The organism is uncultured Campylobacter sp., from assembly GCF_938045775.1.
Classification (GTDB): domain Bacteria; phylum Campylobacterota; class Campylobacteria; order Campylobacterales; family Campylobacteraceae; genus Campylobacter_B.
In genome coordinates, this window is sequence record NZ_CALIBH010000211.1 from 1 (window position 1) to 21,475 (window position 21,475).

Consider the following 21,475-nt stretch of genomic DNA (forward strand, 5'->3'; position numbering starts at 1 on the left):
TTTCTTTTATAATTTAGATAATTTTGTAGCCCGCTCATACGAACCTCTAAAAAATTATATTCGCGCAGACTGCGCCTTTTGGGAAGAGCCTAATCGGTGGTGCCATCATAATATGTATATGTTTATCACAGAATGCGGCAAAAAATATTATGATGAAATTTTGATTCCGAGCCTTTACAATAAATACAAACACATAGAGGTCGATATCGACGAAGAAGGAAATGTAACTAAGTGGTACGGAATATAAAATTTAGGAGAATAAAATGTCAATAAAAGAAAGATTATTAAAAGAATTATGCTGCCTCGCCTCATTGGAATGTCAAGAAAAATATATGCTCAACCCAACAGAGGATAAGTATTTGTTGTGCATAGATTTAATAGGAGACTGCGAGAACGCTTGCAAAATAGCCCTAGTGGAATCAAACAGAATTTATTTCAGCGTAGAGGAGCGTCAAGCGATAGTTAAAATGCTAGATAAATTTACGGAGTGTGATTCAAAATTTTGGGAGGAAGAGGGAAGGGCTTCTATGGCAGACTACGAAGACTTTATATACCACAATAGTACCTTTTGCGGACTACGCGAACTAGCTCTAAAAACAATCCAAATTTTGGTTATGAACTTGATGGCCTCGACTACGATTAAAAGCCTTATAAGGATAAAATAGAATATGTATAAGCAAATAAAAGATCTTCTAGAAAAGAGCGGCATAGAATTGAGCGATGGTTTGAAAGAGAGCGAAATAGACAAAATAGAGCAAATTTATGAGTTTAAATTTCCAAAAAGCCTAAGAGATTTTTTGTCATATACATTGCCTATTTCGGTAGAATTTTATAATTGGAGAGACTTTAGCGATGAAAATATAAAGGAGATAAAGCAGGCTATGAACTACGTCTTTGAGTACTTAAAAAACGATCCTATTGATGAAATTTTTCCAAATGAGAACTATTGGAATACGCAAAAATGGGGTCCGATGCCCGAAGACAAATCTCGCAAGCGAGCCATTATACTAGAAGCAGCCAAAATTGCACCTAAGATTATACCTATATATTCTCATAGATATATGCCGTGTCTTAAATTACCGGATCCGCCGGTCTTATCTATACACTATACCGACGTCATTTATTATGGGAAAAATTTATATGACTACTTTTTGAGAGAATTTAGTAAAAATCCTCTTGAGCCGGTCGGAAAATGCCCGTATGTGCCTTTTTGGTCTGATTTATACTAAAATTTAATAAAGGCGAGTTTGCGTTAATCTATGCTTATTTGATTTTTAGAATTTTAAGAAAATATGCGTTAGCATAGTTGGAGTGAGGAAAAATGATAGAAGTAGTGATTGACTTTGACGAGTTGCAAAAAGACAGAAGATATATTGATGAGTGGCATAATTATTGCCCCAAAGAAATAGAGCATAAGTTATACTCATATTTATCCGAAAAGTTGTATTTGCCGCTGCGTATCGGTCCTGATGCATTCGCGGACTTCTTTTGGTTTCTACGATTTAAAGAATGGAAAGACTACAGCGAGGAAGAATGGGAGCAATATAAAGATAAGGACGAATGGGAAAGCTATAGCGAATACATCGAAGAAAAAGAAGAAAACTCGAGATATGGGTTAAAAAATAAGCAGGGCGTTCGAGACGATTTAAAGCTAATTTTCTTACATTTTGATGCATTCAAGAAAAAATACAGCGATCTGGCTAGGCAGTTGCTAGACGTGATACAATTTACGCTCTCAGAAACCGCTAAATACCCAGATCACGATGACTTGCTTGATATTCAAATAGAAATTCGAAGCTAGAAGATTATGAGGTAGCAGTGATAAATAAATTTAAGGAAAGTAGTGAATGAGACATGGCAATTCGATATTTTTAAATTTGTTCCGTAATTACGAAGATGAATTTGCGGGAGTCGGTCGGCGCGACTTTGTAATTTATTTGGAAGAGCTGGTTAAAGCTGGAGAATATGGTATAGCGCTGGAAGATTTTTTGGTCCAAATGTATGAATATGATATAAAAATTTCTTCTAACGACTTAACAATTATAAAAAATTTATGCGAAGGCGTGAATATCGATAGTAATTTATGGTTGGTTCTAAGTATTAAAGCGACGGGCGATTAAAAATATACCAAAAGAGGGTCAATGATAGAGGAATATATAAAAATAATAGAGGATTTTTTGCAAAATAGAATCAACGTATTTGAATTCGAAAAGATATATTGGGATAAATTTATGAATGATAAAAATTTCCCCGATGAATATTATGAGCCGCTAAACAGGCTTCTTACCGATATCGATGAATTCGAACCAGACGAAGAGTTGAGGAGTGATGATACGGTAGGGGATTCATTAAGCGAAGAGGATTTAAGGGAGTGCGCGAAAAAGACCTTAAAACAAATTGCACTTTTAAAATAGTAGTTTTTTAAAATGATAATTTCTGCGAGAATTTTAAAAATATATTACGATATAATGCGGGCAAACTCATATCCCAATAAAAGGAAACCCAAATGCAAATTAACGGAAAAGAGATATTTGAGAAAGGCGGTCTTATGTTTTATTTAAGCCGAATGGCTTCTTTGGAATATCAGGACAAATATATCGTTCATCCAACAAAGGACTACTATGTATTGGCAGACGAAATAGTAGATTGGCTATATGATGAATGCAAGAATGCTTTATTGGAGCAATTTGAATTTTGTTTCCTGCCATACGAGAGAGATGCGCTAAGAGAACTTTTGGAGCTCATAGATAAGTACACTGAAGACGACAGTATATTAAAGGGGGAAGAAGATGGTTATTACTTGGTCTATCAGAACAAATCCTGGATAGAGGTCAGAGAGTTAGCTTTAAAAACTTTACATATTTTCGGCTATGATTTAGGTGACTTCGACTATGATTAAGTCCGAGAAACCATATATAATAAAAGGAAACCCAAATGCAAATTAACGGAAAAGAGATATTTAGGAAAAGCGGGCTTATGGTTAATCTATGCCGTATGGCTTCTTTGGAATATCAAGTTGATCATTTGATTCATCCCGCGGTTGAATATTACGAAAGCCCATCGGAAATGATAGAATTTCTATATACCGAATGTAAAAATGCCCTATTGGAACAATTTGAATTTTGCTTCCTGCCATATGAGAGGGATGCGTTAAGAGAACTTATGGAGCTCATAGATAGATACTTTAAAGATCAAAGCCTGCTAGAGGGAGATACTTATGACTATCTAGTATATCAGAACAAATCCTGGATAGAGGTCAGGGAACTCGCTTTAAAGACCTTGCATATTTTCGGCTACAAGCCATATAGCTTTAACTATGATTAGACTCGGATTAGACCTAGCAGAATGAAATTTATCCTATATGTATTTACTCTGCTGCTATACCTAAGCGCCTGGGCTTCTATAGATATTAATAGATATTATAATGGCATAAGCAATAGCAAATCAAGCTCTATAGCAGCAGGTATAGGCATAAGCGGCAAAAAACACAAAGACTAAGGTTTTTTATCCACAAAATATAAAAATTCTAAATAAGGAAATAAAATGAAATTTTTAAAACGATACAAAAATATTATCCTATTACCATTTTTGCTGATTATATCGTTTTTTGTTTTTCGTATGATTTATATGGAAATAATTAGTGAGTGCGCTCCAATGAGGCTTTTTTCAAAAAATTCTCTAAGCAATAGCGGTTATGTTGAGTTAAAAGCAAAATGTATAAGAAAAGCTTTGGAAAATAACGATAATTACCTTATTATGCAGTATTTTAAAAGAGAGACGAGCGAGTGCCTTGAGATCATTGATGGATCGTCAAAGATCCCACATAATCTGATTAGAGTTAATAGTTTTGAAGAGTGGAAAAAATTAAGGCTCACGGATACCAACAATATAATTTGCCCTATCGGTAATTCTAAAAAGAGCGATATTGGCAATGAAAGCAAATAAATTCACAAATTATTCAAATTTACGAAGCTGGGGCTGCTTATCAAGCAAAACATTAGCCGCAATTTGAAGTGTAAATTTCAAAATTTACTATTTTGTGCCGCGCGTTTTTTGCGGCTGCATATCCGATAAATTTAGAAGAGTGCCGCAAAAGACGTCGTCAAAAAAGCGAAATTTAACGCGAAATTTTATATAATCTTGCGATTTAATGCGAGGAGATAGGATGAATAAAAAGGCGTATTTCGGGAGTTTCGGCGGGCAGTTCGTGCCCGAAACGGCGATGTTTGCGCTTGAGGAGCTTGAGGATGCGTACAACACCATAGCGCAGACGAAGGAATTTAAAGATGAGCTAGGTTACTTGCTGCGCGAATACGCGGGGCGTCCGACGCCGCTATATCACGCCGCGCGCCTTAGCGAGCACTACGGGCATGAAATTTATCTAAAGCGCGAGGATCTTAATCATACGGGCGCTCATAAGATCAATAACGCCCTAGCGCAGGCGCTGCTCGCCAAAAAAATGGGCAAAAAAAAGATTATCGCAGAAACCGGCGCGGGTCAGCACGGCGTGGCGACGGCGACGGCAGCGGCGCTATTTGGGCTAGAGTGCGACGTGTATATGGGCGAGACCGACGCTGCGCGCCAGCAGCTCAACGCCTTTAGGATGCAGCTTTTGGGTGCAAATTTAATCAAAATCGGCGCCGGTCTTAAAACGCTCAAAGAGGCGACCACTGCGGCGATTCAGGCGTGGGTAAATGAGATTGAGAGCGTATTTTACGTCATCGGCTCGGCGGTCGGACCGCATCCGTATCCTAAGATGGTTAGGGAATTTCAGAGCGTTATCGGCACTGAGACCAGATCGCAGCTCGCAAGTAAAGGGATTAAAGCCGACTACGTTCTAGCCTGCGTGGGTGGCGGAAGCAATGCGATAGGAATTTTTAGCGCGTTCGTAGACGATCCCGCTGTGCAACTCATCGGCGTCGAAGCGGGCGGCTTGGGCGCACAAACCCCTTATCACGCAGCGACCATCACTAACGGGCGCGCGGGCATCATCCACGGCATGAAAACGATCGTGCTGCAGGATAAATTCGGCATGATCGAGCCTGTTCACAGCATCTCGGCGGGGCTTGATTATCCCGGCGTGGGTCCTGAGCACGCGCATCTGCACGAGATAAGTCGCGCAAAATACGAAGCGGTAACCGACGATGAGTGCATCACGGCGCTTAAACTGCTCTGCAGGCTCGAAGGCATCATCCCTGCGATCGAAAGCGCGCACGCGTTAGCGTATTTGCAAAAGCTCTGTCCGCAGCTAAAGGGCAAAAAAACGATCGTCGTAAACGTAAGCGGCAGAGGCGATAAGGATATGGATACCGTGATGAATTACAAAAAAGGAACGATTTATGGATAAGATCAAGGCGGCCTTTGCCGGCAAAAAGGCAAACATCGGCTACATCGTGGCGGGCTATCCGAGCCCCGCGCACACGAAGGAGTTTTTGTCAAATTTAGACGAAAGCGTGATCGATCTGCTTGAGATCGGCATCCCGTATTCCGATCCGCTCGCAGACGGCCCTGAAATTTTTAAGGCGAGCTTTTCTGCGGTGCAAAACGGCGTAAACGCGGAGAAGGTATTTGAAATTTTAAAAGGGGTGCAAACGCGCAAGCCGCTTGTGTTTTTGGTTTATTATAACGTGATCTTTGCCTACGGCGCGCGCGAATTTGTATCCGAGGCGGCGCGCTACGGCATCAGTGGACTGATAATCCCCGATCTGCCGTATGAGGAAAATGAGGAAATTTTTGCACTTTGCGAGGAGTTCGGTATCGCGCTCATCCCGCTTATTAGCGTTACGAGCGAGCACCGCGCCGCACGAGTTTTGAGCCGCGCGCGAGGCTTCATCTACGGCGTGGGCGCTATCGGCGTGACAGGAAGCAAGCAAACCCCGATTTTGCGCCTAAAAAATATGGTCGCAGATCTTAAAAAGATGAGCGATCTGCCCGTAGCGATCGGCTTTGGTATTCGCAGCTCTAGCGACGTTCGCGCTACGAAAGAATACGCAGACGGCGCTATCATTGGCACCGCAATCGTAAATTTATGCGCTAACTACGGCGGGCGCGAGCTGCAAAATAAGATCGCCGAACTTTTTAATTAACGGAAAGAGCATGAAAAAGATATTTTTGATTTTAATCGCAAATTTTTGCCTCGGCGCCAATCTGATGCAATACGATCTTTTCAACCACGACGACAGCGTCGACATCGCCTTGGCGTTTGACTCCGCATACAAACCTGACATCGTGCGCCGTGTCGATGGGCAGTCGATGAGCCTTATTTTAAAAGGGCTTGGCGGCGATGAGAAATTTAACGAAATGCGCACCAATCAAAAGGTCTTAAAAAGCTTTACGATTGCGCCCAAAGGCAAGGATATCGAGATAAATTTCCCCACAGGAGCCGATCTATCGGTCGATGCTCTTACTCAAGACGGCAATTTAAAGCTCATTTTACGCGTAAAAAACCCTGCTTTCGACCAAAGCAAGATGAGCGTGAAGAGCGAGGCGAATGAAACGGCGCAAAGCGGTAGCGGCGGGGTTTCCGTGATGCCGATAATCGTAGCGTTACTGCTTGCGGCTGCGTCTTTCGTCGGCGTGCGAAAATTTTTATCGCACAAGCCGCAAAAAAGTATCGACGAGACATGGCGGGTCTTTGAAGACGACGCTAGCATAGAGGGCGCTGACGTGGACGAAGCGGGCATGGATGAAATTTTAAACGACTCCTCTTTTAAAAATCAGAGCGGATCAAAGAACGCAAATTTTACCAATTATTCTGACGCGCAAGAGTTTGCGAAGAAAGATGAAGCCTCTGCTTTAAATTCCAAAAATTCTAACGACTCAAAAAACGTAGATAGCGCAGATTTTTTCAGAGGCGAGAGTGTGGACGAAGAGAGCATGCGCGATAAATTTTACGATGAGGTTGCGCGTGCCGAGCGTTCGGAAGCTATGGGGGCGGACGAAAACTATGAGAGCGCCGAGAATATAGGCACAGCGGATAAAATTTCGCCGCTTAAAGTAAGCCCTGTCGATAGTGGCACGATGGAATTTCGCGAGGGAGCAAAAGAGAGATCGGATGCAAAAGAGCCTAAAGTTTCGGCATTTAAAAGCATTTTAGAAAATGAGTTGCTTAGCTCGGATACCGCAAGACCTAGCGATGTGCGAGTAGAGCTTGTGCGCGAGATCGACGAAAATAATGCAGCCGTAGTGCTAAGCTTCGCGGGCAAAAAACATCTAGTGGTGCTAAAAAGCTCCAACGCTATCGATTGATGAGGCGTGGAATTTCGTAACTTGCGGGCTTTGCAACCCATAAAATTTTGCAGTTTGTTAAATTTTAAAAATTGCGGAATTTTACAGCTCTAGAAATTTATGCCACATTTAAGCCTTATCACCAAAAGGTCGCGATGAGGCCTAAATTTAAAACGAAAGAGGGGCGAAGGCTGGGTAAGTTTTAAAATTTAACCCGCGCCCTCGCCGCAAAAATTTAATCTAAAATCTTACTTCCAGATCGACGTAGAAATTTCGCCCCGCGCCGACTGCCAAAGTATCTCGCGTGCGGTTTGCGTTGATGTAGTGTCTGTCGAAAATATTATTTACGCCGAAGCTCACGTCCGCGCCGTCAAGGGCCGGAATAATGCCGTTTTTGATCTTGTAGCTTCCTCTGAAATTTGCGATCGTAAAGGCTTTATCGACGTAAAAATATTCCGTTCTGCGAGCGAAATAGGAAGCGGGTTTAGAATGAGGTTTGAAGTAGTGGCTTACCTCAAAGCCTAAATTTAGATCGTGCAGAGGCGAGTAGAAGGCGTGTGCGCTTAGCTTTTTGGCGTGATTGTTTATGTTTTCATGCGTCTTTTTATTGTAAATTCTAAGTCGCTCGAAGCTCGCGCCGAAATCAAAGTCCTGCGTTTGGTAGTTTGAGCTTAGCTCAAAACCATGCCTTTTGGCTTGATCGATATTTTGATACTGCCCGTATTGTTGCGAAAAGCCGCCCGGCGGTACGCCCAGATGCGGTAGCGGCTTAACGTCAATCATATCTTTGATATTGCCGTTAAAATAGATAAATTTCATATTGAAGTGATCGTCCGTAAAAATTTCATCCTGTTTAAAACTAAATCCGACCTCGTATTCTTTGACGGTCTCGGGCTTTAGATCGGGATTTGGGATGTAATAATACATTCGGTTGATTGGTCCTTTTTGCGATGTCTCATGCGGCGTAGGTGCGCGGAAGCTCTCGCTGTATCCCGCTAAAAGAGTAAATTTATCAAAGAGAGTATAGGCAATCGCCGCGCGCGGAGAAAATCTCGAATCTTTAAATTTAGCGGGTCTGCCTTTGATGTCGCGATCGAATCTATCGTATCTACCGCCTAAGGTAAGCTCCAAATCATCGTGCAAGCGGATCAGATCCTGTGCGAAAAGCCCGTAGCTATTGTATTCATTTGGAAAGGAGGCAAAATCCGATAGCACGCCGTTTCGGATAAAGATCGCATCCTCCTGCCTATTTTCATAATCGCCGCCGAAAGCGAAGCTATGATTTAAAAAGCCCGTATCAAATTCCGAGATATTTTTGATCTCTAGTCCCTTACGATCGTCTTTGTTCGTGTAGCTGCCGGTAGTTGCGCCGTCGATGTAGCCGCGTTTATACTCGGCTCTGCTTTTGTAGGCCTTAAAAGACATATCCACTAGCGGGCTTTGCGGCGTAAAGCTCCAATCAAAAACGTAATCTCTCTGGCTTAAATCTCCGCTTACGAAGAGATCTGCATCATTTTGCCATAGTGTCTGCCACATCGTGTGTAAATTTTCGTCGTAATCAAAGGCGCTGAAGCTTATGCGGTGATCGTCCAAATTCGCGCCGATCTTAAAAAATCCAGTATCGATATGCTCGTTATTAAAGCTCTTGTCGTAGTCCAGGGCGTAGTGCGTGCCGCCGTCTGCGAGCTTGATATTGCCGTAGTTTGCGCGCTTACCGTAGAGTAAAACGTCGATCGGAATTTCCTCTCCCTTGCCGTAGATTGCGCCGCGCGTGCTATGCATATTGTTTGATTCAAGCCTCTGTCCTAGCATCAAGCCTACGCTTTTGCCCTCGCTTAGATAATCGCTCGCGCTTTTGGTTTGCATATTTACGATACCGCCGATCGCGCCCGAGCCGTGCAGCACGGACGAGGCGCCCTTTATGACCTCGACGCGCTTTAGGATGTCGCTATCGGTGCGGAAGGATGAGATCATATTTGAGTACATCCCCGCGCTTCTGCGCACGCCGTCTTGCTTGATGATGACGCGCTCGTCGCTTTGATATCCAAATCCTCGTATCTGAAACTGCCTGCCGATCTGACGCCCCATATCCATACTGCCGTCAACGCCCGGTATCTGCATGATCGAATCGATCACGTTGGTTTTGGCTTTCATATCCTTGGGGGTTAAAATTCCGGCCGAGCCCGCGTATTTTAGGTTATCGACCGCGCTTAACGTCGCTTGCACGACGATTTGACCCAGATCTTGCGACTTTGTGGCGTTGTTTTCGGCCGCATTCGCTCCGCCTATCGTGCCTATCGCAAGCGGCACCAATAAAATTTGCTTTTTCATGCCTCGACCTTTAAAATAAAATTGAAATACATTATTATATATCTAGATACTTAAATAAGGTTGAAATTTAATTTCAAAAATATTTGAAATTTGTTTTTATTGGCAGCAAGCATTGTACCTAGTCTGAGCCATTTCTGCGTTTTGGCTGCGTCTTATCCGCACCCTGTCCGCGCCGCTCCTGCGCCTGGGCTATGTTTTGCTTGCACCTGTTTGCATCGCGTTTCGTCTGACCGCCTCTGCGCTTTAGCTTCTCGTTGCGATTTGTTTGCGCCGAAATCGAGCGGCTAAATTCGGCATTTCTACCACAGCAAAGAGTCTAAATTTGAACGCTCGAGATTCGTTTGCGTCTAAATTTAGCGGCCGCCCGCGCGATTTTAAAATTTCGCTTTTCGCAAATTTAGATCGGAATTTATTTACTTTTTATTTTACAAAGGATAAAATCGCGCCTAAGAGATCGGTCGATCTAGATTATTTCAGGATCTTTTCATGAATAACGTTAAATGGTACATCATCGCAGGCGCCGTGCTAGGCGTGCTGGGTGCGACGCTGGTGCATTTCGGAAACCCGGGTAATATGGGCGTTTGCGTCGCTTGCTTTTTGCGCGATACCACGGGCGCGCTGGGCTTTCACCGAGCTAGCGCGGTGCAATACATCCGCCCGGAGATCATAGGGCTCGTGTTCGGCGGCTTTTTAGCAAGCGTGCTTTGGACGCACGAGTTTGCGCCGGTTACCGGCAGCTCGCCGTTTGCAAAATTTTTCCTAGGGATTTTCGCGATGATCGGCTGCCTTGTGTTTTTGGGATGCCCTTGGCGCGCGTTTTTGCGCCTAGGCGGCGGCGATTTGACCGCGTTAGCCGGGTTAGCGGGTCTGATCTGCGGCGTACTCATTGGGTTTTTGCTTAAAAAGCGCGGCTATGAGGCGAGCAAAGAGGCAAGACTTAGCGGCGCGATCGGAATTTTGCCCGTGCTACTGGGCGCTGCGCTGCTTGCAGCCTTGGTCTTCGGACTCAAAACGGGCGAGGGCGGCGCGCTTTTTATCTCCGCTAAAGGTCCCGGCGCGCAACACGCTGCGGTAGGCATCTCGCTGGCTGCGGGCATTATCGTGGGCGCCCTAATGCATAGAAGCAAATTTTGTAGCGTCGGCGCGTTCGGTAGAATTTTCCGCGGTGATTTCTCGATGTTTTGGGGCGTACTAAGCGTCATCGTGTTTGCAAGCATCGCAAATATCGCGTTTGGGCAATACAAACTCGGCTTTGACGGCCAGCCTATCGCACACAACGATTTCGTTTGGAATTTCTTAGGCATGGTGCTCGCAGGACTTTGCTTTAGCCTCAGCGAGGGCTGCCCGGGTAAGCATCTGGTGCAGGCCGGCACGGGAAATTTAAGCTCGGGCGTCTTCGTCATCGGCATGGCGGCTGGCGCTGCGATCGCGCACAATTTCTTGCTAGCAAGCTCGGCTAAAGGCATCACCGAGTTCGCTCCTTACGCGGTCGCGATCGGTTTTGTTTTCGCGCTTTACGTGGGGATTTTTCAAAGACGCGGCGCTTAAGGCTGATATTTAATTTCAGAGATCAATCGAATACAGAGGCGGCGTATCTAGTCAAGCTCTAGCGGCGTACTTATAAATAAATACGCTGCCGGAGCAGAGCGCTCGCTGTAAGACTGGCGCAAGCAGCTGGAAGTGGAATTTAAGAATTTGTAGCTGTATTCATAACGTGATAAAGCAAATGATAAAATAGATTCCGCGCAAGAAAGATTACGATCAATTTTTAAGAGCCGCTCCTTTAAATTTTAAAATTTAAAGGCTTCTCTGATTACGGTTTCTTTCATCTAAAGCTTTTAATTGCTAATTAAAATCCAGCCACACGTGGTGCTGGGTCTTATCCAAATCAATGCCTTTTGTCTTCATAAAAAATTCTTTTATCCTAACGTAGTCGTCCATAGTTTCTATCGTAAAGGCGATATCTTTATCCTTGCCTCGGATTATTATATTATCGTAGAATATAAGTCTAAGTTGAAATTTAAAAACCAAAAAATATATAAATTTTGAGATGAATAAAAACAAAAATGCAAGTATAGATATGAAAAATACTCTGGAACTACCTGTTTCTATATATTTTCTTACGTCGATAGCCAATACCAATATACAGATTAATAAAAAAGCGATTATCGTAGTGTATGGTTCAAATTTAAAGAGAAATCTATAAAAAGCGCCTTGCCTCCTAAGCCACTCATTATCTCTTGCAAAATAGGCTCTTTTTACATACTTAAGATCATCTAAGAATATAGTTTTTTCGGGCATTTTATTTGTATAATAAGTAACTCGATCATTATAAAATTTTACAAGTTTCTTATTGTAAAAATTTGTAAAATATTCCATTATTATAGGCAATCCGAAAAATGGAAATACTATAAAAAGCTGATTATATCTAGTTTGATTGGGTTCGTATGAATACATAAAAATCATAATCGCAAGCGTGCATACCGTAGCAAGAACTATATAAAAATTCGTCCTATCTTTGAGCACTAAAGGCTCTTTATTATAATCACGAGCGTCACTCGGATTTTGTTCAAATTTGCTAGGTTTTTCGTTTGTATTTATCGTAGAGTCATCCGTGGATTTTTCAAATTTAGAATTCTTACTATCGGAATTTTTGGCGTCAAAATTCTGCCTTGAGCCTTGCTCTAAATTTTGACGCCGTTCATTTAGAATTTTTTTAGCTCTTCGAGCCTCTGTTTTCTATTCATCTTTTATTCTTTATATCCTACACAAAAATTTGCGGCCGGATTTTATCTAAATTTTTCCCTGTTTTGAGTAGAAAATAGGCTTTTAGCTCCCTGTATTCTTTACTTGTTAATATGCTTGCTTCGATATAATTACCATTGCTCATAAAAATAAGGCTGTCGTTTCCTATGTCAAATCCCAAATTTTTCTTAAATCTAAATATGATTAAGGGCGCAAACGCCAAAAATAAGGAGATCGGCACAATTAAAATTCCATAAGAAATTTTATTTTTAAAAGTTACTACCAAAGATAAAAGGGTTATCCATGCGAACGCGACAAAAAATGTTGAAATTTTACCTTTTTTTGTCATTTTAAAAGTGGATGGCCCAAAGGTGCGTTTTATCGCAATTATTTCGGATAAATTTATAGAGTATAGGGTCGCTCTCTTTTTCTCGGAATAATATTCGATAACTGAATTTTTAAATTTTATATAACAGGTACCGAATTTACTTGGGAGCCCTAGCCAGCGTTTAACGGATCTCGGCGAGTCTTGCCTTGTTCCAAAATCTATGAAATTAAGAAAATACAGAAATGGCGAATAAAATTTAATCATCTCTATTGAATTATCTTTTATAGTTATCGGTTCTTTGTCGTAATCTCTAGCTTGAGTTTTAAAATTTTGCGATGGCATATCAGCGGCGCAAGAGAGATCGCTTGGCGATTTTTATTCAACGACATTCGTAAAATTTTGCTCGCTGGCATTTATAGAATTTTGCCTGCCATCGCTCGTAAATTTTAGCCCACCACCCGCCAAATTTCGCTTATCGCAATTTTTATTTTGTAAGAAATCCTTTATATTTTTATCATACCGCGTTTTGCTTATGCCAAACCTAGCAATTTCGTCGTTATGCATTTGGCTCCTCCTTATACACGCTTGATTTAGATATAACTATTGCGCGAGTTTGCACACGGAGATCAGCCTTGCGCATTTTTTAAAATTTGCAAAATTTCGCTTATCTTTTGTGAATCTTTAATGCCTCGCGCGTCCTCCACGCGGCTGTTTAGATCGATAGCGTATGGGTGCAGTGCGAGTGCCTCACGGATATTTTGCGCGCCGATGCCGCCTGCGAGGATGAAAGAGATCGTGCCGCTTTTAGCAGCAGCGTCATGCTTATTCGCGCTATCATCTTTTGTGGCACCCAGCTTGCCTACTTCGCCGCCGTCATTTGAAATATTTGGCGCGCCCGCCTCATAGTCTCTTATGCCTTGATCATTGACGCCTTCGCTTGTGGGTCTTACACCACTCAGTCGAGCGGTAGCACACGCACTAAATTTGCACTCATCGTCATTCTTTGCGGCGCGACGATCGGCGTTCGTTTCTTGTTTTGTATTGCTCGATCGAACAATATCATGTGCACGCTCACTCACTTCATTACTATTAGAGGCACAGCACACGTTGCTTACTCTCTTGAGCTTCAAATTTCCGTTTTCGCTATGCTCCACGCAAGAATTGTTGCAGTCGCCGTTTTTGTCGCGCTTTAAATTCTCCTCGCTATATCCGCTACAGATCGCGCTATGCTTAAGATAGCTCCTTACGCCGTCTGAGTCTTGAGCCGTGCCTGCTGCATAGCATTTTTCGTCACTTGATGCGTTATTTTGCGTATCGCAGTGCCCGCTAGCCGAGTCGTATTTTGTGTCGTCTATGCTTTGAGTTGCGCTGCCCGCGCAGTTTTTTTCATCGCGCGCCGCGCTGTATTGTCCTTCGCAGCCAAGCCCTGCGCGTCGCAGCAGATCCCAGTCGAAGCTCATGCCGTTGCCGCCCAGGTTCGCCCCTTTGGCGTCGAATAAGATCCGATCACAGCTCAAACCCTCAAGCGGCGGCATTTCGGCGCCAATGCTTAGCACCTGCCACGCCTCTATGCCTGCTGCGTTGAGACGTGCTTTGAAATCCGCGCTTATGCGTCCATAAATCTGAGCGCAGTCCAGCTCGCAAAGGCTGCAAATTTTTAAAATTTGCTCCTCGTCTAAAGCTTCCGTATCTAAAATTTCAGAATTTAGATCTTTTATCGAAGCAGGTGCGTCAGGGTTTGCGTTTAAATTTACGCTCAAATCCTCGCGCTGCTTTTCGCAGAATTCCGCGGCTTCATAAAATTCTACGCTTCCGCTAGTGCCCGCGTAAATTTTATTTTCACAAATTTCTTCGCCGCGAGTTTTGCCGCTAAAATTTTTACATTCACACGCGGCGGTACCGTGTTTTTCGGAGCTCAAAGCAAAAACCCCGACGCACTTTGCGCCGTTTTGGTGCGCGATACGTGCGATTTCGCGCGCTGTTTCTACGCTGACGCGGCGTTTGGAGCTTGACACGAAGATCACGCCTAAAAATTCCACCCGCACGTCTGAGTTGTCGCCATGGCTTCGCGAACCGCTTCTGAAATTTTTATCGCAATCACAATTCTGCTCGCACGTAAAATTTGCGTGATCTTGCGTGCGGCATGCGGAATTCTCGCCGCCCTGATTAAAATTTTTAGCAAAATTCTTATTGGCAGAATTGAAATTTCGCGTAGAATTCTCGACATCCGAATTAAAATTCCGCCCAGAATTTTCGTAGCAAAAATTAGACTTTTTTATCGAGTTCTCGCCGCCTGGTTGCGGTAAATTTTTAGCATCGTCCACGCGCTCTAAATTTGCGCACAAAGCCAAGCTGCACGCCAGCACGGCGCGGGCTTCGGCGGCGCTTTTGATGCCGCAAATTTTAATCTTACTTCTGTACGACATATAAAAATTCCGTCACGTAAAGCTCGCGCGCGTTTAAATTTCTGCTCGCGCGGTAGGTCGGATAGCGGATCTCTATCGTGCGCACAGAGCCTATGTGTGCGAGGTTTTTTAAAAATTCCGCCTTCGAGATAAAGCCATCGGAATTAAAAGAGATTATTAAAAATTTCGCCGGAAATTCCGCCAGCAGCGCGAAAAATTCCTCCGCAGCACTTGATTTTTTGTTGTAAGCCGAGCGGTTCCAGTCCGCGGGGATTCCAGAAACTCTGCTAAGCCCCGCAGCATTTGGGCGCTTGCCATCGTTTATAAAATCCGTGATCAAATTTAGCATGAAATAGTTCGAGCCGTAGGGGTGCTGATTGTAGGGTGGATCAAAATACGCGACGTCAAGCTGCGAAAAGCGCTCGCGCGCACTCTTTGCGAAGCGCGCGGCATTCTCTTGAAAGACCGCGCTTTCGCAGGCGAAATTTGAAAGTACCGGCAGGCGCAGGGAAATTTCGCCCATTATGCGAGCTAGCGCGTTTTCGCCGCTGCCGCCGAACTTTCCCACGCCCGCTTTGTCCTTGTAAAAGCCCTTAAAAACGCCGCCCGTGTTTGAGTGGATGCTCGCCTCGCTAAGCAGCGGCGCGGCGAAAAAATCGCGAAATTTTTGCGGGATTTTGCTTATCTGCTCGCAGAGCCCACCCAAAATCAGGGCGTTTCGGCGCGTGTAAAAAGCGCGCTCGCCCGCTTTAATATCCTCATCATCCTTCGGCGCGTACAGCTCGCTAAAAAAGCTCTCCTTCGGCGTGAAATTTCTTAAAATTTCAGCGTGTAGCTCGCTCAAGTCTCGCCACAGCTCGTCGCTAAAATTTGAAAGATAGCAGGAGTTTATCGCGCGCGAGTAGCCCTCCAGATCGTTTGCAATCACGAGGTTTGAGTGCGCTTTGGCCAGGCGCGCGACGATGCCGCTGCCGCTAAAGACGTCCGCGAAGCTGATCTTGTCCCGCCCAAGCTCCGCCTTAATCTCGCAGATCGCACGCTCTATCGGCACTAGCAGCGAGCGCTTGTTGCCCAGATAGCTGATGAGCTGCTCGCTTAAAAACTCCCTCTTTTCGCCGTTAGCCATCTAAGCTCTCGCCCCTACGTAGTTTTCGTAAAATTCCCACGTTTTGCCAGATTTGATCGCCTCTAAAATGAGCGGCTTAGCCTCCGCAGGGCTTGATACGACATCCGCGCAGTATAGCGCAAACATCGCGTTTAGCACGACAATATCAAATTTCGGCCCGCTAAGCTCGCCTTTTAAAATTTGCTTTAAAGTTTCGGCGTTAGCCTCGCCGTCGCCGCCTTCTATATCGCCGTGAAATGCGCGAGCGAAGCCGAACTGCTCGGGATTTACGCGGTATTCTAAAATTTTACCGTCCTTGATCTCGTGGATTAGCGTCTCGTCGCACAGGCTGATCTCATCCATGCCATCCATGCCGTGTACCACCAGAGCGTGCTTGCGTCTCAAAATCATCAGCGTTTCGGCTATGAGCCCATTTACTTCCTCCAGATAATTGCCCACGATCTGATTGCTTAGGCTCAAATTTGGATTTAAAAGCGGTCCCATTATATTAAAGACGGTGCCGATTTTTAGGCGGTTTCGCACCTCTTTGACCTCGGCGGTGATCTTGTGAAAAAACGGCGCGTGAAAAAATGCTAGCCCCGTGCGATCTAACAGCGCCCTAATTTGCGCAAGATCGCTAAGTAGCGGCACGCCCAGGGCATCCAGAGCATCGGAGCTTCCCGATCTGCTAGTAATCGCGCGGTTGCCGTGCTTGGCGACGCGCACGCCGAAGCTTGCCGCGATAAAGGCCACGGTCGTAGAGATATTAATCGTCCTTAGCCTATCGCCGCCGGTGCCTACGATGTCAAACATCGGGCTCGGATCGTCGTAGGTGATCGAGTATTTTAGGATACTGCGCACGAGCGCCGTAAGGCTGCTTGGATAGAGCGATTTTTCGCTAATCAGCACGAGCAACCCCGCAAGCTGCACGATGTCGTAATCCTGCTCATAAAGCGCCTTGCAAATGACGGCGTAATCGTCGCTATCTAGCGGGAAGCCCTTTTGTAGCTTCAACATAAACGGGGCGAAATTTACCACGAGTTTCTCCTTCAAAATTATCTTTTTGCCGTAATTGATGAAATTTTCGATGATCTTTTTGCCGTATTGAGTAAAAAAGCTCTCGGGATGAAATTGAATGCCGAAAACCGGCTTACTTCGGTGCTTCATCGCCATTATAATGCCGTCATTTTCGCTCTTTGCTAAAATTTCAAACTCGCTCGGCAGCGTAGCTTCATCCACATAAAGCGAGTGGTAGCGCATCACTTTAAATTTACGCGGCAGCCCGCTAAAAAGCACGCCATCTGCGTAAATTTCGATCGTCGAGCTCTTGCCGTGTAGCGGCACCTCCAGCTGCTTTATCTCCGCGCCCGCCGCGTATCCGATCGCCTGATGCCCCAAACACACGCCCAAAATCGGCACGTCCAAATCCGCGCGCAAAATATCCAGGCAGACGCCGCTGTCTTTTGGGTGATTTGGCCCTGGGCTTAGGATTATGTGCGACGGGGCAAGCTCGCGCACCCGCTGCAGCGTTATCTCGTCGTTGCGGAAGTAGCGCACCTCCTCATCGCTTAGCTCCAAAATGTATTGATAAATATTAAAAACGAAGCTGTCGTAATTATCTATCATTAAAATCAAAATTTTATCCTTTTTTAGGGCGTTTGCGCCTCTTTAAAATTCTAAATAGTTTAAATTTAACCGCTTTGCAGCGGACAAATTTAGCGCCGTTTAGCGCCGCTAGCGGGCTAAATTTAATTCTGCCCGCGTGCGGCATTACTGCGTCGCGAGCTTGCGCGGCGTTGCAGCCGATAAATATCTCGGCTTTGCGGCGCCGAATGAAGCTCGCCGTTAAATTTAAACGTCCTAGCAGCGACACGCTTTTAAATTTAGCGGAATCAAACTCGCACCGAAAAGCGGCGCGTCAGGCTAGCTAAATTTAAAGGATCTAAACTTCCTCGCATAGCTCCTCGATCGCCTTGAGCGGGCTTTTGCGCTTTTTGCAGATCTCTGCGTATTCGCTCTTTGGCGAGCTGTCGTAAACGATGCCTGCGCCCGCTCCGATAAATACGAGATTGTTTAGCCCTTCGCAGCCGAAATTCTCCGCGCTAAATTTAGCGACCTCAAACCGCATCGCGCGGCTAAAGCTCGGCTTGCTCTCTAAATTTAGCGCTTCGCCGCCTGCGCGAGCTTTTAAATTTAACGTCGCGTCGCATTTGCTTGCGCGAGCCGGTAAATTTTGCGCCTCGCCGCGATTTACGAAGATCGCCGAGCGAATCAAGATCGCCTGCATCACGTCGCCGTTAAAGCGCCAAAACCCGATTCCGCCGCCGTATATGCCGCGCTCGTAGCGCTCCAGCTCGTTTATGATCTGCATCGCGCGGATCTTCGGGCTGCCGCTTAGCGTGCCCGCAGGAAAGATCGTGCCGAGTACCTCAAACGCGCTTACCCCGCGCGGCTTACTGCCGTAAACCTCGCTTACGATGTGCATCACGCTTTCGTAGCGCACGACGCGCATCGCGTTTTGCACCCGCACCGAGGCGGGTGTGGCGAATTTGCCGATGTCGTTGCGAGCTAGATCAATCAGCATCCGATGCTCCGCAAGCTCCTTTTCGTCGCTTAAAAGCTCGCGCTCGAGCGCCGCGTCCGCTTCGGCATTCGCGCCTCTGCTGCGTGTGCCCGCGATGGGAGCGACGAAAATTTCGTCCTTTTTGATCTCCATGATCAGCTCGGGGCTGGAGCCCGCGACGCAGCCGTACGGCGTCGGGAAGTGAAACATATAGGGGCTCGGATTGTTCTTTTTGAGTCGCTCGTAAAACTCCAAGCTGCCCAGATTCGTGCCGACTTCTAAAATTTCGCCCAGCACGACCTGAAACACGTCGCCGCTTTTTATCTTTTCTTTTGCAGCCTCGACCATCGCGCTAAAATGCGACTCCTCGGCGCCCAGATCGGTTAAAATTTTAAATTTAAGCTCTTTTTTCTTAGGCTCGGACTTCGCCACGGCTTGCGATTTCGATCCGCCTTTTATAGCGGCGTCCGCTCTTGCGGAGCTCTGGAGCGCGCCTGCTGTTTCGACGGCGGCCTGTTGTGAAGCCTGCGAGCTAAGCCCGCGCAGACTTTCGTAAATTTGGGCGTCTTTGCCGTAAAAATCGTAAATTTTGCTGATTTTATCGTAGTGCAGGTAGTTTGCGGCGTCGGCGTAAAAAAACGGCGGGAAGTCATACAGCGCCTGCTTCGGTGCGCCGATATTTTCAAATGCGCGCACGATGTCGTAGCCCAAAACGCCGAAAAGCCCGGCAAAGCTCGCGTTTTTAAACTCGCTTGCGCCCGCTTTTGCGCTTTTTACCTCATCAAATTTAAGCTTTAGCGCCTCAAAACTCATCTTAAATCCGTCGAAATAATCGCAATCGATGCCGATGATGACCTGAGCGTCGTCCTCTGCGAGGTAGCTTTGCGGATGCGTCTTTAAAATTTCGCGGTAGTAAAAAAGCGGCTCTTCTAAAAGCATTTTCGTCCTTGGAATTTTTAGCGCCATTATACGCTGCTTAGCTTAAATTTGAGCGGGTGGCGCGAGCCTGGGCGGGCTTGAATGCAAGCAAAATTTTAGTAAAATGAGCAAATTTTAAGGAGAGCGTATGAAAATTTTATTTTCCCCAAGCGAGATGAAAAGCGAGCTGGGCGGCGACACGCGCATTTGCGAGCAAAATTTCATCTTTGCAGATCTTTACGAAAAGCGCCTGCAGATGCTGCGCGCCTACGCGGATTTTGTGGATAAAGCAAGCGAGGCGGAGCTTTGCAAGCTTTTCGGGCTGAAAAAATGGGACGCGACCCTGCGCGAAAATATCTTTGAAAAAGGCTGCGCGAAGGCGCTTTTGCGCTACACGGGCACCGCGTATCGCGCCCTAGGCTACGCGTCGCTAAGCCCCGGCGCACAGGAGTTTGCGGAGCAAAACACGATAATTTTTTCAAACCTTTTCGGCCCCGTGCTGGGCGGTGACGTGCTGCCGAACTACAAACTCAAGCAGGGCGAAAAATTCAGCGGCATAGACGCGGCGAAATTTTATCACGATAGCTTCTCTGCCGCGCTGGATCGGTATCTGGCAGATGAGTGCGTCGTGGATCTGCGCGCGGGATTTTACGAGAAATTTTACGAGATGAAGCGCGAATATTTGAGTTTTAGTTTCATCAAAGGCGGCAAGGTGCTGAGCCACTACGCCAAGGCTTGGCGCGGCAAGGTGCTTCGCGAAATAGCTATTGCGGGCGCTTGTAGCGAGGCTGAGGTACTTGCGCTGCGTTTGGGCGGCGCTTCCGTGCTCGAGATCAAACAGATCGGGCTAAAAAAGGAGATCGTGCTGGAAATTTCATAAGGAGCAAAATCCGCTCGGAGAAATTTACGATAAATTTTGCAGGTTTAATGCGGATTTTTGCGTAAAATTTAGCCCGGAAAATTTGCCGCGAGTTCAAATCCCGCCCCCATCCAAAGCAGTTTTACCCGGAAAAATTTGCGGGCAAAATTTTATCGCGAGGATTTTGCGGCGGCGGCTTTTTAGTCTTTTGACACTTTTTTAGCGGGCTTTGGACGGCTTTGAACGAGCTTTTGGCGGCTAAATTTTACCGCAAAGATTTTTCAGAATAAATTTACGCTCTTTGCGTTTGCCTGCTCCGCATAAAATTTTACGGCGATCTTGTCGTGGCTTTGCACCGGTTTTGCGGCGATTTTTAGGATACGGAGCGCGAAAATTTCGCCGTAGAATTTTGACTGAAATTTTACCGTGCGGAATTTTGCCGTATGAAATTTCGTCGCGATAGAATTCCGTCGAAATTTAATCGAGGCAAAGATACGGCGCCGCGATCTAAACGTAAAATTTTAATCCAAATTTACGCTAAACCGCCGCAGTATAAGCGCAGAATTCCGATCCAAAATTCTACCGCAAGGCCGCGATAAAACAGATGCGGACTAGGCTAGCCCCGTATAAAATTTTAAGCCGAAATTATGGCTTACGTTCCGTTACAATAAAATTTTGAGCCAAAATTTCACGCTTTGAAATTCCAAAAATCTGCAAACGCAGTAAAATATGCCTCCGCTACAAACTCTAGTAACCCGGCGCATAAAGTTTCTAGCCAAAATTCTGCAATTAAAATTTCGCGCTCTGAAATTTTACACTTTAAAATCCCATAAATTTCCAAATTCCATAAATCCAAAGCATAAAATTCCATAATCAAAATTCCCCGCCTCAAAATCCCGCAAATTTCCCGCTTTTAAATCCAAAATTCCGCAAATTTAGCAAGCTTTAAATTTTAAAGCTATAAACTTCGCTTCAAATTTTAAGGATCAAAAAT

23 protein-coding genes and 1 pseudogene are annotated in these 21,475 nt (G+C 45.3%); 15 read left to right on the forward strand and 9 right to left on the reverse strand.

Going from position 1 to position 21,475, the window contains the following annotated elements; translation table 11 throughout:
- The 13 genes and pseudogenes from Q0238_RS08300 to Q0238_RS08360 all read left to right on the forward strand — a co-directional run.
- A pseudogene (locus Q0238_RS08300) lies at positions 1 to 247 on the forward strand (hypothetical protein); the annotation flags it as partial.
- 85 nt (positions 248 to 332) lie between these two features.
- Positions 333 to 665, forward strand: coding sequence for a hypothetical protein (locus Q0238_RS08305; protein WP_297944973.1), 333 nt, complete (start codon positions 333 to 335; stop codon positions 663 to 665).
- Positions 666 to 668: 3 nt separating this feature from the next.
- Positions 669 to 1,229: a hypothetical protein gene (locus Q0238_RS08310; protein ID WP_297944977.1), complete on the forward strand. Its 561-nt coding sequence runs from the start codon at positions 669 to 671 to the stop codon at positions 1,227 to 1,229.
- A gap of 92 nt (positions 1,230 to 1,321) precedes the next feature.
- Positions 1,322 to 1,801 (forward strand): hypothetical protein, encoded by a 480-nt coding sequence (locus Q0238_RS08315; protein ID WP_297944980.1) that lies wholly within the window; start codon positions 1,322 to 1,324, stop codon positions 1,799 to 1,801.
- A 46-nt stretch (positions 1,802 to 1,847) separates the two neighbouring features.
- Entirely contained in the window at positions 1,848 to 2,120 is a 273-nt protein-coding gene (locus Q0238_RS08320) for a hypothetical protein (protein ID WP_297944982.1), read from the forward strand.
- A gap of 21 nt (positions 2,121 to 2,141) precedes the next feature.
- The gene (locus Q0238_RS08325) at positions 2,142 to 2,414 is read left to right on the forward strand and encodes a colicin immunity domain-containing protein (RefSeq protein WP_297944984.1); all 273 of its coding nucleotides are present in this window, start codon (positions 2,142 to 2,144) and stop codon (positions 2,412 to 2,414) included.
- A 92-nt stretch (positions 2,415 to 2,506) separates the two neighbouring features.
- Positions 2,507 to 2,899, forward strand: a complete 393-nt coding sequence (locus tag Q0238_RS08330; protein ID WP_297944987.1) for a phytanoyl-CoA dioxygenase — start codon at positions 2,507 to 2,509, stop codon at positions 2,897 to 2,899.
- A 206-nt stretch (positions 2,900 to 3,105) separates the two neighbouring features.
- Complete coding sequence (locus Q0238_RS08335; RefSeq protein WP_297922152.1) at positions 3,106 to 3,324, forward strand: hypothetical protein; 219 nt, start codon at positions 3,106 to 3,108, stop codon at positions 3,322 to 3,324.
- A gap of 21 nt (positions 3,325 to 3,345) precedes the next feature.
- Complete coding sequence (locus Q0238_RS08340) at positions 3,346 to 3,498, forward strand: hypothetical protein (RefSeq protein ID WP_297879800.1); 153 nt, start codon at positions 3,346 to 3,348, stop codon at positions 3,496 to 3,498.
- Between the two features lie 45 nt (positions 3,499 to 3,543).
- Positions 3,544 to 3,945 carry a hypothetical protein gene (locus Q0238_RS08345; protein ID WP_297944990.1) on the forward strand — a complete coding sequence of 134 codons (402 nt, stop codon included), beginning with the start codon at positions 3,544 to 3,546 and terminating at the stop codon, positions 3,943 to 3,945.
- A gap of 220 nt (positions 3,946 to 4,165) precedes the next feature.
- Positions 4,166 to 5,347 (forward strand): tryptophan synthase subunit beta, encoded by a 1,182-nt coding sequence (gene trpB, locus Q0238_RS08350; protein ID WP_297944992.1) that lies wholly within the window; start codon positions 4,166 to 4,168, stop codon positions 5,345 to 5,347.
- On the forward strand, positions 5,340 to 6,086 hold the full coding sequence (gene trpA, locus Q0238_RS08355; protein ID WP_297944995.1) for a tryptophan synthase subunit alpha: 747 nt from the start codon (positions 5,340 to 5,342) through the stop codon (positions 6,084 to 6,086). Before trpB ends, trpA begins: the two co-directional genes overlap by 8 nt.
- A 10-nt stretch (positions 6,087 to 6,096) precedes the next feature.
- Entirely contained in the window at positions 6,097 to 7,248 is a 1,152-nt protein-coding gene (locus Q0238_RS08360; protein ID WP_297944998.1) for a hypothetical protein, read from the forward strand.
- A 219-nt stretch (positions 7,249 to 7,467) separates the two neighbouring features.
- Here the strand turns inward: Q0238_RS08360 and Q0238_RS08365 are convergent, their stop codons facing one another.
- The gene (locus Q0238_RS08365; protein WP_297945001.1) at positions 7,468 to 9,558 is read right to left on the reverse strand and encodes a TonB-dependent receptor; all 2,091 of its coding nucleotides are present in this window, start codon (positions 9,556 to 9,558) and stop codon (positions 7,468 to 7,470) included.
- 486 nt (positions 9,559 to 10,044) lie between these two features.
- Here Q0238_RS08365 and yedE point away from each other — a divergent pair, with 486 nt between their 5' ends.
- Positions 10,045 to 11,106 (forward strand): YedE family putative selenium transporter, encoded by a 1,062-nt coding sequence (yedE, locus tag Q0238_RS08370; protein WP_297945005.1) that lies wholly within the window; start codon positions 10,045 to 10,047, stop codon positions 11,104 to 11,106.
- A gap of 297 nt (positions 11,107 to 11,403) precedes the next feature.
- Here yedE and Q0238_RS08375 read toward each other — a convergent pair whose 3' ends face one another.
- The 7 genes from Q0238_RS08375 to Q0238_RS08405 all read right to left on the reverse strand — a co-directional run bounded on the left by Q0238_RS08375 (position 11,404) and on the right by Q0238_RS08405 (position 19,643).
- Complete coding sequence (locus tag Q0238_RS08375; protein ID WP_297945008.1) at positions 11,404 to 11,859, reverse strand: hypothetical protein; 456 nt, start codon at positions 11,857 to 11,859, stop codon at positions 11,404 to 11,406.
- Positions 11,860 to 12,322: 463 nt separating this feature from the next.
- Complete coding sequence (locus tag Q0238_RS08380; RefSeq protein ID WP_297945011.1) at positions 12,323 to 12,973, reverse strand: hypothetical protein; 651 nt, start codon at positions 12,971 to 12,973, stop codon at positions 12,323 to 12,325.
- 33 nt (positions 12,974 to 13,006) lie between these two features.
- Positions 13,007 to 13,195 carry a hypothetical protein gene (locus tag Q0238_RS08385; RefSeq protein WP_297945014.1) on the reverse strand — a complete coding sequence of 63 codons (189 nt, stop codon included), beginning with the start codon at positions 13,193 to 13,195 and terminating at the stop codon, positions 13,007 to 13,009.
- Positions 13,196 to 13,257: 62 nt separating this feature from the next.
- Positions 13,258 to 15,057, reverse strand: a complete 1,800-nt coding sequence (locus Q0238_RS08390) for a hypothetical protein (protein WP_297945018.1) — start codon at positions 15,055 to 15,057, stop codon at positions 13,258 to 13,260.
- Positions 15,041 to 16,162: a DNA adenine methylase gene (locus Q0238_RS08395; RefSeq protein ID WP_297945021.1), complete on the reverse strand. Its 1,122-nt coding sequence runs from the start codon at positions 16,160 to 16,162 to the stop codon at positions 15,041 to 15,043. Before Q0238_RS08395 ends, Q0238_RS08390 begins: the two co-directional genes overlap by 17 nt.
- The gene (trpD, locus tag Q0238_RS08400) at positions 16,163 to 17,776 is read right to left on the reverse strand and encodes an anthranilate phosphoribosyltransferase (RefSeq protein WP_297945022.1); all 1,614 of its coding nucleotides are present in this window, start codon (positions 17,774 to 17,776) and stop codon (positions 16,163 to 16,165) included.
- A 307-nt stretch (positions 17,777 to 18,083) separates the two neighbouring features.
- Positions 18,084 to 19,643 carry an anthranilate synthase component I family protein gene (locus Q0238_RS08405; protein WP_297945024.1) on the reverse strand — a complete coding sequence of 520 codons (1,560 nt, stop codon included), beginning with the start codon at positions 19,641 to 19,643 and terminating at the stop codon, positions 18,084 to 18,086.
- A 127-nt stretch (positions 19,644 to 19,770) separates the two neighbouring features.
- Here Q0238_RS08405 and yaaA point away from each other — a divergent pair, with 127 nt between their 5' ends.
- Entirely contained in the window at positions 19,771 to 20,502 is a 732-nt protein-coding gene (yaaA, locus tag Q0238_RS08410; RefSeq protein ID WP_297945027.1) for a peroxide stress protein YaaA, read from the forward strand.
- Positions 20,503 to 21,169: 667 nt separating this feature from the next.
- On the opposite strand, the gene Q0238_RS08415 is transcribed toward yaaA, so the two are convergent.
- Complete coding sequence (locus Q0238_RS08415; RefSeq protein ID WP_297945029.1) at positions 21,170 to 21,352, reverse strand: hypothetical protein; 183 nt, start codon at positions 21,350 to 21,352, stop codon at positions 21,170 to 21,172.
- Between the last annotated feature and the right edge of the window lie 123 nt (positions 21,353 to 21,475).